This window comes from Desulfocurvibacter africanus subsp. africanus DSM 2603, from assembly GCF_000422545.1.
Lineage (GTDB): Bacteria > Desulfobacterota > Desulfovibrionia > Desulfovibrionales > Desulfovibrionaceae > Desulfocurvibacter > Desulfocurvibacter africanus.
This window is the reverse complement of sequence record NZ_AULZ01000005.1, coordinates 171,064-183,772: the sequence shown is the minus strand read 5'-3', so window position 1 is coordinate 183,772 and position 12,709 is coordinate 171,064. Positions and strand designations below refer to the sequence as shown.

Here is a 12,709-nt window from a genome sequence, read left to right as displayed (position 1 = left end):
GGCAGCCCGCCACCCATCTTTAGAGTACGGCAGCCCTCCCCGTTTCCATCCCATCCTTAAGGAGTTCCCATGTCGGAAAAGAAGCCCTACGAGGAGATCGCTCCGCGCCTGCGCGGCCTGCGCGACGCCTGCGGCTTTAGCGTGGAAGACATGGCCGGCAGGACCGGCGCCAGCGCCGAGGAAGTATCCAGATTCGAATCCGGCACCTCCGAAATTCCGGTCAGCTACCTGTTCAAGGCAGCCCAAGCCTGTGGCGTGGACACCACCGTGCTCATCTCCGGCGGCGACGCGCACCTCAAGGCCTACACCTTGATTCGCAAGGGCGAAGGCCTGGCCGTGGACCGGCGCAAGGACTACACCTACAAGAGCCTGGCCTACCGCTTCACGGGCCGCAAGATGGAGCCCTTCATCGTCACCGTGCCCCCCAAGCCCGGGGACGGACTGACCTTCTCCCACCATCCGGGTCAGGAGTTCATCCACATGCTTGAAGGCCGCCTGGAGATTCATATCGGCAAGACCAGCGTGATCCTGCAGGCCGGAGACAGCCTCTATTTCGACTCCAACTTCCCCCACGCCCTGCGCGGCCTGGATGACAAGCCGGCCGTGTTCCTGGACGTGATCATCTAGTGTCGCGTCAGGCGACACTAGTCGCTGACCCGCCAGGGTCAGCGCGCCGCCATGGGCGGCGTGAGCCAGGCAATAATCGCACTTTCGCCTGGCGACCTTCACGTCGAACCGACAGGTAAGACGTGACATGACACTAGACCCTTCCCGCGAGGAGAACGAGAATGCATAAGCTTTCGCCCGTGTCATACGAGGATTTCAAGGACAAGTTCTCCCTGGAGGTGCCCGAAGGCTACAATTTCGCCTTCGACTTCCTGGACGCCGAGGCGGCCAAGGACCCCACGCGGCCAGCCATGGTGCACATCGACCCCGAGGGCAAACGCCGCGATTACGACCTGGCTTTTTTCAGCCGCGAGTCGGCCAAGCTGGCCAACGCCCTGGTCGCCCAGGGCCTCAAGCGCGGCGACCGGGTCATGGTCATCCTCTATCGCCGTGTGGAGTTCTGGGTGACCATGCTGGCCCTGCACAAGATCGGCGCGGTGCCCATTCCCTCGCCGAACCTGCTCACGGCCAAGGATATCGAGCAGCGCATCAACTACGCCAAGGTGCGCGCCGTGGTCTGCGAGTACACGCTCACCGAGCGCGTTGAGCAGGCCAGGCCCAAGTGCCCGACACTGCAAATCCTGGTTCAGGTAGCCGGCGACAAGCTCCCGGCCGGCTGGGTGGGCTACAACGCCATCCTGCAAAAAGCCGGGGACAGCTATCCCGCGCCTAAGGGCAAGGACAAGCCGGGCGGTGACGACCCGCTGCTGATTTTCTTCACCTCGGGCACCACGGGCATGCCCAAGATGGCCGAGCACACCCACGCTTATGCCCTGGGCCACTACGTCACGGGCGTTTACTGGCACGACCTGGGACCGAGCGACCTGCACCTGACCCTGGCCGACACGGGCTGGGGCAAGGCGGTCTGGGGCAAGTTCTACGGGCAGTGGATGGCCGGTGCTACGGTCTTCACCTGGGATTTTCGCGGCAAGTTCGAGCCCGAGCACCTGCTGCGGCTCATGGCCGAGCACAAGGTCACCAGCTTCTGCGCGCCGCCCACGGTCTACCGCTTCCTCATCCGCCTGGACCTGTCGCAGTTCGACCTGTCGGCCCTGCGCCACTGCACCACGGCCGGCGAGCTGCTCAATGACGGCGTGTTCCACGAGTGGAAGCGCATGACCGGCCTGCCCATCTACGAGGGCTACGGCCAGACCGAGACGACCCTGCAACTTCTCACGCTGCCCTGCATGACGCCCAAACCCGGCTCCATCGGCCGGCCCGCGCCCGGCTGGGACCTCCGCCTGCTCAAGGAGGATGGCTCGCCCTGCGCCCCGGGCGAAGAGGGCGAGATCTGCATCGCCGTGGAGCCCAAACGGCCCGTGGGCCTGTTTACCGGCTACCTGGACGAGCCGGCCAAGACCGCCGCCGTGATTTATGACGGCTTCTATCACACCGGCGACAAGGCCTGGATGGACGAGGACGGCTACTTCTGGTTCCTGGGCCGCACCGACGACCTCATCAAGTCCTCGGGCTACCGCATCGGACCCTTCGAGGTGGAAAGCGCGCTCATCACCCACCCGGGGGTGGTGGAGGCGGCCGTGACCGGCGTGCCCGACCCCGTGCGCGGCCAGGCCGTCAAGGCCACCGTCGTGCTGGCCAAGGGCTACGACCCGAGCGACGAGCTGACCCACGAAATCCAGGAGCACGTCAAGAAGGTCACCGCGCCCTACAAGTACCCGCGCGTCATTGAGTACGTTGATGAATTGCCCAAGACAATCTCGGGCAAGATCAAGCGCGCCGAGATCCGGGAGCGGGACGAGAAGAAAGGCTAAGCACTGGGAAGGGCGTTGTCCTCCCCAGACCCCACCCACCAGGCGTAACGACGCCCTGGACCCGCGTATTCTAAGATATGGCAAGGGCCGGGAGAGAAGCTCTCCCGGCCCTTTTTGTTTGGCTGTCTATGTAAATGATATTCATAACTATTTCTTCATGAACGCCTCGGCTTCCTGGCGCGTGTGAATAAGCCTCCTGTGAATACGCGCCCATGATTCTTCTCCCGCCAGCCTCGAATTGCCAAACCAGGCGAAATTTCATAGCCAGGATACTGGGGTCTGCCGCTATTAAGGCCGGCGAACCGCCGGAGGCCTCAACCTTACGCGGAGAGGAAGACCATGAAGATTCCCGAGCAACCCGAGGTCGAGATCGCTCCAAGCGCCGTGGATGTGTTCAGGAAAAGTCTGCGCGGCCAACTCATCGAGCCCGGCGACCCGCAATACGAAACTGCCCGCAAGGTCTATAACGGCATGATCGACAAACGGCCACGCATGGTCGCCCGCTGCGCGGACGTGGCCGACGTCATGGCCTGCGTGAACTTCGCCCGCGACAACGGACTGCTCCTAGCCATCCGGGGCGGCGGGCACAACGGGGCCGGCCTCGGCACATGCGACAACGGCCTGGTCGTCGATCTCTCACCCATGAAGGGCATCCGGGTCGATCCCATCGCCGGTACGGCGCGAGTTGAGGCGGGCTGCATCCAACGCGATGTGGACCACGCCACGCACGCCTTCGGCTTGGCCGTGCCCGCCGGGGTCATCTCGACCACGGGCATCTCGGGCCTGACCCTGGGCGGCGGACACGGCTATCTGACCCGCAAGTACGGGCTGACCATCGACAATCTTCTGGAGGCTGATCTGGTTCTGGCCGATGGAAGGTTCGTCACGGCCAACGAGCGGGAGAACCCCGATCTCTTCTGGGCCATCCGCGGAGGCGGAGGGAATTTCGGCGTGGTCACGTCATTCCTGTTCAAGGCGCATCCCGTGCATACGGTCTATGCCGGGCTCAGCTTCTGGGGCCTGGATCAGGCGCGCGAGGTCCTGCGCTGGCATCGACGGTTTATCACCGAAGCGTCCGAGGATCTGTACGGCTACCCGGCTTTCTTGCCCGTGCCGCCCATACCGCTTTTCCCGCAGGAGCTGCACAGGCGCCCGGTCTACGCGGTGGTCTGGTGCTACAGCGGCGACATGGACAAGGCCGAGGATATCTTCGCGCCCATCCGCTCGTTCGCCCCGCCGCTGTTCGAGCATATCGGGCCCATGCCCTTCCCGGCGCTTCAGTCCATGTTCGATCCGCTCATCCCGCCGGGCTTGCAGTGGTACTGGAGGGGCGAGTTCGTCGGAGAGCTGTCGGACGAGGCCATCGACGTGCACCTGGAGTACGCAGCGAAAATCCCCACGACGGGATCGCAGATGCACCTCTATCCCATCAGCGGCGCGGCCAACCGCGTGGCCGAGGCCGACACGGCCTTCAGCTACCGCGAGGCCAGCTGGTCCATGGTTATCGTTGGAGTCGATCCCGACCCGGCCAACAAGGAGCTGATCACCGACTGGGTCAGGTCGTACTGGCAGGCGTTCCAGCCCTATTCGCTGGGAGCCGGCTACGTGAACTTCCTGATGGACGAAGGGCAGCAGCGCGTGGAGCGCACCTATCGGGGCAATTACCCCAGATTGGCCGAGATAAAGAAGAAGTATGATCCGGGCAACCTGTTCCGGGTCAACCAGAACATCAGGCCGGCCGGCTAGAACTTGTCGAAGGAGATGAGTACGCGGAACAGGGCCTTATAACCGCGCTATTTCAAGAATCCTTGCGGATTGCACATGCAGGGTTTCAGTTCAAATTCGAGCGAGCGGGCTGGGATAAATCATGCACCGGTATCTTCCGATCCCGGGCATTATCTCGCGGATGAACGCCTCGTCTTTCTGGCGCGTGGAAAACACGCCTCCCGTGAACGCGCCGTCGCCGCACAGCCCGTACTCCTCGAAGAACCGCACCCGCCGCTCGCACGTTCCCTGGCGCATGTCGCACCCTCCAAAAAGAAGCGGGGAGGCTTACGCCTCCTCATGTTGCATGGGCCGGATGAACCCAATATATCAATATAATATCAGAAATTGACCTTGAACGCCAGCCGTCCACGACTCCCCATTCACACTTGGCCAAGAACGAACCGAAAGTGCCGGCGGCCGTGCGCCGCCGTGCCCTTGCTTTCCGTAGCCAGCCGCAAGCATCTCTGCTAGACAGTACCCACATTTTCTCACGGGACGAGCATGCGCAAAAAGGATGTGCCCCAGGATGCCGGGACCCTTGGCCCCTGGCATCAGGTCCGCTACGCGGTAGCCGACGACGGTAGTTACGAGCTGGTGCCCAGCGCCGGCTGGGACGTCGTGGACACGGCCAACGCCGAGGCCTGGGCCGATATTCGCGAGCGGGCCGAGTCGGCCCTGGAGCGCGTGCGCAAAGGCGAGTTGAGCCCCTTGGCCTTCCACATGGTCGTGCGGCTCATGGACGACTCCATCCTTGCCGGCTACGCGGGCCTGGCCCGCTGGCGGGTGCGCCGCCACCTCAAGCCCAAGGTTTTCGCCAAGCTGCCCCAACGAATCCTCATCAAATACGCCCAGGCCCTGGGCTTGAGTCCCGAGGAGTTGTGCCGCGTGCCCGAGCGCGTTGCGCCCCTGCCGGGAGAGAAGGATCGCGCGTGATTGATTTCGCCCATCGCCACAGCGCCCATTGCGAGAGCGGCGCCACGGCCAACCTGCTGGCCCATCATGGCATGCCGCTGAGCGAGGCCATGGCCTTTGGCATCGGCGCAGGACTTTTCTTCGGCCATTTTCCCATGGTCAAGGTCGCCGGGCTGCCCCTGACCACCTTCCGCAACTTCGTGGGCGGCATCTTCAGCCGCGTGACCAAGCGCCTGGGCGTGCGCATGTCCCAGCGCCGCTTCCGCAGCGAGGACAAGGGCATGGCCGCCCTGGACGAAGTCCTGGGGCAGGGCATCCCCGTGGGCCTGCAGGCCGGCGTCTATTGGCTGCCCTACTTCCCGCCCGCCCTGCGCCACCACTTCAACGCGCACAATCTCGTGGTCTACGGCAAACAGGACGGCGAATACCTGGTCAGCGACCCCAACCTGGACGTAGCCATGTCCATCTCCGCCCAGGATCTGGTCCGCGCACGCTTCGCCAAGGGCCCCCTGGCGCCCAAGGGCCGCATGTACTGGGTGCGTTCGGCCCCGGCCAACGTAGATCTGCGCGGACCGGCCGTGCAGGGCCTGGTCGAGGTCGCCCGGCGCATGACCTTCCTGCCCGTGCCGCTTATCGGCACGCGGGGCATGCGCTTTCTGGCCCGGCGCATGCGCTGTTGGCCCGAGTGGTACGGCCAGCGCGGGGCAGCCCGCCACATGGCCCAGCTCATCCGCATGCAGGAGGAGATCGGCACGGGCGGCGCGGGTTTCCGCTTCATCTTCGCGGCCTTTCTGCAGGAAACCGCCGGTCTGTTGGCCGAACCTCGCCTGACCGAGCTGTCCGCCAGCTTCACGGCTGCCGGCGACGCCTGGCGCGATCTGGCGCTCATGGGCGCGCGGCTGTGCAAGGGCAGGGCAGGCCAGGGCGAGAGCTACGTCGCTGCCGCGGACCTGCTGGAAGGCCTTGCCGGCCGCGAGGATCGACTTTTCCGCGAGATTCGAGCAATGGCCCCGCAACTGCAGGCCAAGGCGCGCTAGGTAAGACCGCATGCTCCTTGACGACCGTTCCTCCCGCCAGGCGAATATCGATCTGGATGCCGTGCCCCTGGAAGCCACGGGCCTGGTCCACGACTACGGCCACGGCGCGGCTCCCACATTGCGCGGACTGGACGTGCGCGCGGGCCGGGGCGAGATCGTGGGCCTGCTGGGGCCGAACGGCGCGGGCAAGACCACGGCCGTGTCCATCATGAGCACGCTCCTTTCGCCCCGCCAGGGCCGGCTGCGCATCTTCGGCTGCGACGCCCTGGCCCGGCCCGGCCTGGTGCGGCCGCTTTTGGGCACCGTGCCCCAGGACATCGCTCTGTACCCGAGCCTAACCGCCCGCGAGAACCTGACCTACTTCGCCAGCCTGCAAGGCCTGGGCGGCCGCGAGCTGGCCCGCAGGGTGGACGAGGCCCTGAGCTTCACGAATCTCGCCGATCACGCCCAGCGCCGCGCGGGGACCTTCTCTGGCGGCATGCAGCGCCGTCTCAACCTCTCCGCCGGCCTAGTGCACGGCCCGCGCTTCGTCTTCCTGGACGAGCCCACGGCGGGCGTAGACACCCAGTCGCGCAACCTCATCATGGAGCGGCTCCTGGCGCTCAAGGCCGACGGCGTGACCATGCTCTACACCACCCATGTCATGGAAGAGGCCCAACGCCTCTGCGACCGGGTCATCATCATGGACCACGGCGTGGCCGTGGCTCAGGGCGCACCCGGCGCGCTGCTGTCGGAGCACGGCTGCGCGGACCTGGGCGAACTGTATCTGGCCCTCACGGGCCGCGCCCTGCGCGACGGGTAGGCCATGCGCGCCCTGGTCGCCACATTCTTCAAGGAACTGCGCGAACTTTCCCGCGATAAGGCCGGCCTGGCCGTGCTCTTCCTCATGCCCGCGGCCCTGGTGCTGGTGGTCTCCCTGGTGCAGGACAACATCCTGCGCACCACGGGCGGCCTGGGCTGGGGTCAGGGACGGCTTGAGCTGCTATTTGTCGACGAGGACGGCGGACGGCTTGGCCGCTCCCTGGAACAGGGCCTCGGAGACCATGGTTCGGTGAGCCTGCTGCGCGAGTTGGACGGTCGCCCATTGGACCGCGAATCCGCCCGCCAGTCCGTGGCTCAGGGCCGCTACCAGTTCGCCGTTGTCGTGCCCCAAGGCATCAGCGAGAACATCACGAAACGGGCTGGCGAGGCCGCCAGGGCCGACCTGGCTGGCAAGAACAGGCCCGATGGCGGGCAGCCGGGGCTGGTGCTGCTCTATGATCCTGCGGTGCAGGGCGCCCTGCACCAGGCGGTGCGCAGCGCCATGGAGCAGGCGCTCATGGCCGTGGAGCTTACTGCCCTGAGCGAGGCTTACCGCCAGATCGTCAACCGGCTGCTCAACCAGCCCGCAGGGTCAGAACCACCCCAGGCCGATACGCCGCACCGGCTGCTGGCTCTGGAGCAGGAACCGGCCGGCATGAGCGGCCTGACCAGACTGCCAACCTCCACGCAGCAGAACGTCCCGGCCTGGTCCCTGTTCGGCATGTTCTTCATCGTGGTGCCGCTCTCGGGCGCGCTCATCCGCGAGCGCCAGAGCCGCACCATGCTGCGGCTCATGGTCTCGCCCGCCCCGCTGGCGGCCATCCTGGCCGGCAAGGTGCTCGCCTTCGCCCTGGTCTGCCTGCTCCAGTTCGCGCTCATGCTGGCCATGGGCGCGGCCGTGCTCCCGCTCCTGGGCGTGGACCGGCTGACCCTGGCCGGCAGCCCGATCGCGGCAGCGGCATTGGCCTTGTGCGCGGCCCTGGCCGCTTCGGGCTTCGGCATCCTCGTGGGTGCGCTGGCGCGCACCCGCGATCAGGGTGCGCTGTTCGGCGCGGTCTCGGTGGTCATCGCGGCGGCCCTGGGCGGAGTCATGGTTCCGGTCTACGTCATGTCCGACACCATGCGCGCCGTCAGCCGCGCCTCGCCCCTGGCCTGGGGCCTTGACGGCTTCCTGGAGATTTTTGTACGCGGAGGCTCCCTTGTCTCCGTAAGTTCGCACATGCTCCTGCTGCTGGGCTTCTTCCTGGCCACGGCCACGGCGGCCTGGCTGGCCCTGTCGCGGGAGCGCGCCTGAAACCCGGCCGCGCCGGTGAGGACCAACGTCATGAATGCTGCCCATGCCCTGGAGCACGAGCTCCAGTCGATCATCGTCAAGGCCTGCAATGTGCAAGACGTGCCAGAGGAAGTGCTGCCCGAGGCCCCGCTCATCGGCCCGGACTCGCCGCTGGGCCTGGACAGCCTGGATGCCGTGGAAATCGTGGTGGCCGTGCAGGCGCACTACGGCGTGCGCATCGACGACCAGAACGTGGCCCGCCGAGTGCTGGCCAGCCTGCGCGTGCTTGCGGACTTCATCCGCAGTCGGCAGTAAGAATTGGCGGCCCGTCGCGCGACGGGCTGATGTTCGGAAAGGTTTTCTTCAGTAGTCCGCGCCGTTGAATAGCGCGCGCTGCTACGCCTCGCGGGTCAACTCGTCCCCAAATTCCCGTATGCGACCGGAGAAACCGGCTGCCCTTTCCCTTACAGCACCTTCCAAATGAAATGAAAATGGGGATGCAGGGAGGGGCGCTCCCTGCCGGGAGAGAGTCCGAGAGAGGGCAGCGCCCTCTCTCGGTTCATCCGCGAAACCTAGAGCAGATTGCTTTTAAGACGACCGCTCCGGCGTTGACGGCGCAAGTGAATTGCGCCTACGCCTACGCGGCTGCAAGCCATGCTAACGCATGGCTTGCAGAGCATTTTCAAAAGCAAAATGCTCTAGAAGGATAGGTATAGAGAGGGGACCGGTCTGGTGGGCAGCGCTCTCTCCACGAATAGCGTGGGGAAAAGCTCAGTCCTTTACGCCTGCCATCATGAGGCCGATCTTGTCGACCCTCTCCTGGTCGCTTACCGGGAAGACGCCCATGAAGCGGCCCTCGAACATGACCGCCACGCGGTCGGCGAGCTGCAGGGCCTCGCCTAGGTCGCCGGTGATGAGCAGCAGGCCCGCGTTGTTGCGCGCGGCCAGGATCTGGCGCCAGACTTCTTCCGTCGCGCCCACGTCCAGGCCCTGCGAGGGTTGCTCGGCGATGATGAGCTGCGGCTCGCGGTAGAACTCGCGCGCGAGCACCAACTTCTGGAGGTTGCCGCCCGAAAGCTGGCCGGCCTGGGCCGCCGCGTCGCCGGGCTGCACGTTGAAGTTGCGGATGAGCCAGTCCGTGACCTTGGCCGCGCGGCCCTTGCGCAGGAACGGCCCACTCGTGAAGCCCCTGCGTGTGGTGAGCAGCACGTTGTCCACGAGGTTCAGGTCCTTGACCGTGGCCAAGCCCTGGCGGTCCTCGGGCACGTAACTTACGGTGCGCCGCCAGGAGGCCCGCGAGAAGAATTTCTTCCAGGGCTTGCCCAGGAGGTTCACCGAGCCCGCGAGCGGCTCGCGCAGGCCAGCCAGTACTTCGGCCAGGGCCTTCTGGCCGTTGCCGGCCACGCCCACGATAGCCACGATCTCGCCGCGCCGCACACGCAGATCGATGTCCTTGAGGCCGTGGCCCGATAGTCCTTCGATCTCCAGCAGCACCTCGCCGACTTCCACCGGCTGCTTGTCGACCTCCAGCAGAACTTCCTTGCCGACCATGCGGTTGGCCAAATCGGCCTTGGAGGAAACGTCCTTGACGCTCACTTTGTCCACTATCCGGCCCCGGCGCAGCACGGCCACGTCATCGGCCAGGGACAGGACTTCCTCCAGCTTGTGGGAGATGAACACGATGGCCTTGCCGACATTGGCCATGGCGCGCAGAGCCGGGAAGAGCTGGGCCACCTCGGGCGGGGTGAGCACGGCGGTGGGCTCGTCGAAGATGAGCACGCGGCTGTCGCGGTAGAGCAGCTTGAGGATTTCCACGCGCTGGCGCTCGCCCATGGATAAAGTGCCCACGCGCGCGGCCGGATCAAGGGCCAAGCTGTAGCGTTCGGCCAGGCGGCCCACGCGCTCCTCCATCTCCTTCGGATTGAGGATGAAGCCGCCTTCCTGGCCCAGCAGCACGTTCTGAGCCACGCTCATGGTCTCCACGAGCATGAAGTGCTGGTAGACCATGCCGATGCCCGCGGCGATGGCGTCCCTGGACGAGGTGAACCTGACGGGCTCACCGGCGATGTGGATGGTCCCGGAATCGGGTTGATAACGCCCGGCCAGGATGGACATGAGCGTGGACTTGCCTGCGCCGTTTTCGCCCAGCAAAGCCAGTATCTGACCTGGATAGACCTCCAGGCTGATGTCCTGGTTGGCCTTGACCTTGCCAAAGGACTTGCTGATGCCCTCCAGGCGCACCACGGGATGGCCGTCGCGCATGCCCGCCGGCTCGCCCATGGGCGAGCCGACAGCAGCGAAGCTCTCGGGAACGAACACCTTGGGCACCAGGGGGTTGTGCTCCAGGCCTTCACGGAAATGCGCGGTGCGTTCCTTCTTGGCCTTGGCGCGGGCGTAGAAGATCTTTTCTTTGAGTTTGTCGATCACGGCTAGCCCTCCGGCTCCACGTTGTCGCCCAGAGCCGCCGGGGCCTCTACGCCCTTGCCGCGCACGGCCGAGAAGAGCAGCACGAGGATGGTCAGGGCGTAAGGCAGCATGAGCAGCATGGACGAAGGCAGATCCGTTCCCGTGGCCTGCAGGCGCAGTTGGAAGGCCATGACGCCTCCGAACAGGTACGCGCCAAGCACGGCCCGCTCCGGCCGCCAGAAAGCGAATATGACCAGGGCCACGGCGATCCAGCCTCGTCCGGCGGTCAGCCCGTTGGTCCACAAGTGCGTGTAGGCCAGCGACAGATAGGCCCCGCCGAAGCCCACCAGCATGCCGCCGATGAGTATGCCCGCCCAACGCAGCCGGCGCGGGTTGAGGCCCGCCGCCGACGCGGCGCGCGGGTTCTCGCCCGAGGCCTCGACGGCCATGCCGAAACGCGTGCGCTTCCAGACCCACCAGTACAGCACGGGCATGAAGTAGGACAGATACACCAGGGCGTCCTGACGGAAGAGCACCCGGCCGAGCACCGGGATGTCGCTCAGGAACGGCACGGCGAAGGGGTAGAAGCCCGGCGCGGGCAGGCCTACGTGCGGTGTGCCCAGGTAGTTGGCCAGGCCCACGCCCAGGATGGTCAGGGCCAGGCCCGAGACCACCTGGTTGCCCTGGAAGACCAGGCAGACCAGGCCGTGCAGCGAACTGAACAGCATGCCCGCCAGCCCGCCGACCATGAAGGCCAGCCAGGGCGAGCCCGTGAGCTTGGCCGTGACGAAGGCGAACAGCGCGCCGACGATCATCATGCCCTCGACGCCCAGATTCAGCACGCCCGAGCGCTCGGTGAACATCTCGCCCAGCGTGGCGTACAGGATCGGAGTGCCCGACTGCACCGCCGCCGCGAGAAGAGGAAGAAGAAGATCTATGGACATGGGATGATGCCTCCGGCGGCCGGGGGAAGGGAAACCCCTTTTGCAAAAGGGGTTTCCCTTCCCCCGGACCCCCATCCTTTCCTCAAAAACATTTCATTTTCGCGGTCGTGGGGCCGCGTGGCGCTGGGGTGTGCGGCCGCGGGCAGACCGGTGAGCCTTGCCAAGGCTAGAGCATTTGCTTTTGAAAATGCTCTGCAAGCTATGCGTCGGCATGGCTTGCCGCTAGCTTCGGCGTAGGCGCAATTCACTTGCGCCGTCAACGCCGGAGCGGGCATCTTAAAAGCAATCTGCTCTACTGAGCCGTAAGCACCAGGGGTGCGCCCTTGGTGACCATGATCGTCTGTTCGTAGTGCGCCGAATACGAGCCGTCGCGCGTCTTGAGGGTCCAGCCGTCGGAGAGCTGACGAATATCCGGCTTGCCCATGCTGATGATGGGCTCAAGGGTGATGATCAGGCCTTCGTGCAGTTCCTGGGTCGCGGCTGGGTCGTCGTAGTTGGGCACGTTGGGCAATTCGTGCACGGTGCGTCCCACGCCATGGCCCTGAAGCGGCGGTATGATCGCGAAGCCCTGGCGGCGCACTTCGGCCTCCACGGCCCGGCCGATGTCGCGCAAGCGCTTGCCGGCGCGGGCTTGCTCCAACCCTTTGCCCAAGGCCGCCTCGGCGCATCGGGCCAGCTTCAGCACGTGCTTGTCCATGGGCCCAACGGAGGCCATGCGCGTGGCGTCGGCCACATAGCTGTCCTTGTCCGCGGTCAGGTCCAGCTTGACCAGATCGCCGGACCGGATCTCCCGTTCGGATGGAATGCCGTGCACCACCTCGTCGTTGATGCTGATGCACAGATTGCCCGGAAAATCATAGACTTGCTTGGGCGTGGGCAGCGCTCCCCGCTCCGCGAGCCACAGCCCGGCCTTGGCGTCGAGCTCGGCCGTGGTCACGCCCGCGCGCACCTCGGCGCACAAAAGGCTCAGAATTTCGTCCACGATGCGGCCTATGGCCTTCAATCCCGCTATGTCCTTGTCGCCTTCAGCGGTCACAACTGCTCCTCGTTATTCAAGCTAGATTCGGCTGACCCAAAGTAAAGGGTTTCCTACCATACCCTGCGGCAGCGCCCTCGATTCTCTTCGCCTAG

General features: G+C 65.4%; 12 protein-coding genes. 8 read left to right on the top strand and 4 right to left on the bottom strand.

Annotated elements, in window-relative coordinates; translation table 11 throughout:
* Positions 1–69: 69 nt before the first annotated feature.
* The 3 genes from H585_RS0105025 (at position 70) to H585_RS0105015 (ending at position 4,184) form a co-directional block, all read left to right on the top strand.
* A complete protein-coding gene (locus tag H585_RS0105025; protein ID WP_027367011.1) occupies positions 70–627 on the top strand; it encodes a helix-turn-helix domain-containing protein in 558 nt (185 codons plus the stop codon).
* A 161-nt stretch (positions 628–788) separates the two neighbouring features.
* Positions 789–2,438, top strand: coding sequence for an AMP-binding protein (locus tag H585_RS0105020; protein ID WP_027367010.1), 1,650 nt, complete (start codon positions 789–791; stop codon positions 2,436–2,438).
* 339 nt (positions 2,439–2,777) lie between these two features.
* Positions 2,778–4,184, top strand: a complete 1,407-nt coding sequence (locus H585_RS0105015; RefSeq protein ID WP_051182956.1) for an FAD-binding oxidoreductase — start codon at positions 2,778–2,780, stop codon at positions 4,182–4,184.
* Between the two features lie 90 nt (positions 4,185–4,274).
* On the opposite strand, the gene H585_RS0105010 is transcribed toward H585_RS0105015, so the two are convergent.
* On the bottom strand, positions 4,275–4,460 hold the full coding sequence (locus H585_RS0105010; protein ID WP_027367008.1) for a hypothetical protein: 186 nt from the start codon (positions 4,458–4,460) through the stop codon (positions 4,275–4,277).
* A 246-nt stretch (positions 4,461–4,706) separates the two neighbouring features.
* Here H585_RS0105010 and H585_RS0105005 point away from each other — a divergent pair, with 246 nt between their 5' ends.
* From H585_RS0105005 to H585_RS0104985, 5 genes are read left to right on the top strand one after another with little or no spacing between them, the layout of a single operon-like run.
* A complete protein-coding gene (locus H585_RS0105005; protein WP_027367007.1) occupies positions 4,707–5,138 on the top strand; it encodes a DarG family dialkylresorcinol biosynthesis protein in 432 nt (143 codons plus the stop codon).
* Positions 5,135–6,154 carry a BtrH-related acyltransferase DarH gene (darH, locus tag H585_RS0105000; protein WP_027367006.1) on the top strand — a complete coding sequence of 340 codons (1,020 nt, stop codon included), beginning with the start codon at positions 5,135–5,137 and terminating at the stop codon, positions 6,152–6,154. The genes H585_RS0105005 and darH overlap by 4 nt, the downstream gene beginning before the upstream one ends.
* Before the next feature lie 10 nt (positions 6,155–6,164).
* Positions 6,165–6,956 (top strand): ABC transporter ATP-binding protein, encoded by a 792-nt coding sequence (locus H585_RS0104995; RefSeq protein ID WP_027367005.1) that lies wholly within the window; start codon positions 6,165–6,167, stop codon positions 6,954–6,956.
* 3 nt (positions 6,957–6,959) lie between these two features.
* Positions 6,960–8,249, top strand: coding sequence for an ABC transporter permease (locus H585_RS0104990; RefSeq protein ID WP_027367004.1), 1,290 nt, complete (start codon positions 6,960–6,962; stop codon positions 8,247–8,249).
* A 30-nt stretch (positions 8,250–8,279) separates the two neighbouring features.
* On the top strand, positions 8,280–8,543 hold the full coding sequence (locus H585_RS0104985; RefSeq protein WP_027367003.1) for a phosphopantetheine-binding protein: 264 nt from the start codon (positions 8,280–8,282) through the stop codon (positions 8,541–8,543).
* A 456-nt stretch (positions 8,544–8,999) separates the two neighbouring features.
* Here the strand turns inward: H585_RS0104985 and H585_RS0104980 are convergent, their stop codons facing one another.
* The 3 genes from H585_RS0104980 to map all read right to left on the bottom strand — a co-directional run bounded on the left by H585_RS0104980 (position 9,000) and on the right by map (position 12,614).
* A complete protein-coding gene (locus H585_RS0104980; protein ID WP_027367002.1) occupies positions 9,000–10,508 on the bottom strand; it encodes an ATP-binding cassette domain-containing protein in 1,509 nt (502 codons plus the stop codon).
* A 149-nt stretch (positions 10,509–10,657) separates the two neighbouring features.
* Positions 10,658–11,578 carry an ABC transporter permease gene (locus H585_RS0104975; protein ID WP_014259398.1) on the bottom strand — a complete coding sequence of 307 codons (921 nt, stop codon included), beginning with the start codon at positions 11,576–11,578 and terminating at the stop codon, positions 10,658–10,660.
* A 292-nt stretch (positions 11,579–11,870) separates the two neighbouring features.
* Positions 11,871–12,614 (bottom strand): type I methionyl aminopeptidase, encoded by a 744-nt coding sequence (map, locus tag H585_RS0104970; RefSeq protein WP_027367001.1) that lies wholly within the window; start codon positions 12,612–12,614, stop codon positions 11,871–11,873.
* Positions 12,615–12,709 lie beyond the last annotated feature (95 nt).

What these genes read in the sequence shown, in the direction of transcription:
- H585_RS0105025 (WP_027367011.1), top strand. Translation starts at nt 70, where the DNA reads ATGTCGGAAAAGAAGCCCTACGAGGAGATCGCTCCGCGCCTGCGCGGC.
- H585_RS0105020 (WP_027367010.1), top strand. Translation starts at nt 789, where the DNA reads ATGCATAAGCTTTCGCCCGTGTCATACGAGGATTTCAAGGACAAGTTC.
- H585_RS0105015 (WP_051182956.1), top strand. Translation starts at nt 2,778, where the DNA reads ATGAAGATTCCCGAGCAACCCGAGGTCGAGATCGCTCCAAGCGCCGTG.
- H585_RS0105010 (WP_027367008.1), bottom strand. Translation starts at nt 4,460, where the DNA reads ATGCGCCAGGGAACGTGCGAGCGGCGGGTGCGGTTCTTCGAGGAGTAC.
- H585_RS0105005 (WP_027367007.1), top strand. Translation starts at nt 4,707, where the DNA reads ATGCGCAAAAAGGATGTGCCCCAGGATGCCGGGACCCTTGGCCCCTGG.
- H585_RS0104995 (WP_027367005.1), top strand. Translation starts at nt 6,165, where the DNA reads ATGCTCCTTGACGACCGTTCCTCCCGCCAGGCGAATATCGATCTGGAT.
- H585_RS0104990 (WP_027367004.1), top strand. Translation starts at nt 6,960, where the DNA reads ATGCGCGCCCTGGTCGCCACATTCTTCAAGGAACTGCGCGAACTTTCC.
- H585_RS0104985 (WP_027367003.1), top strand. Translation starts at nt 8,280, where the DNA reads ATGAATGCTGCCCATGCCCTGGAGCACGAGCTCCAGTCGATCATCGTC.
- H585_RS0104980 (WP_027367002.1), bottom strand. Translation starts at nt 10,508, where the DNA reads ATGGGCGAGCCGGCGGGCATGCGCGACGGCCATCCCGTGGTGCGCCTG.
- H585_RS0104975 (WP_014259398.1), bottom strand. Translation starts at nt 11,578, where the DNA reads ATGTCCATAGATCTTCTTCTTCCTCTTCTCGCGGCGGCGGTGCAGTCG.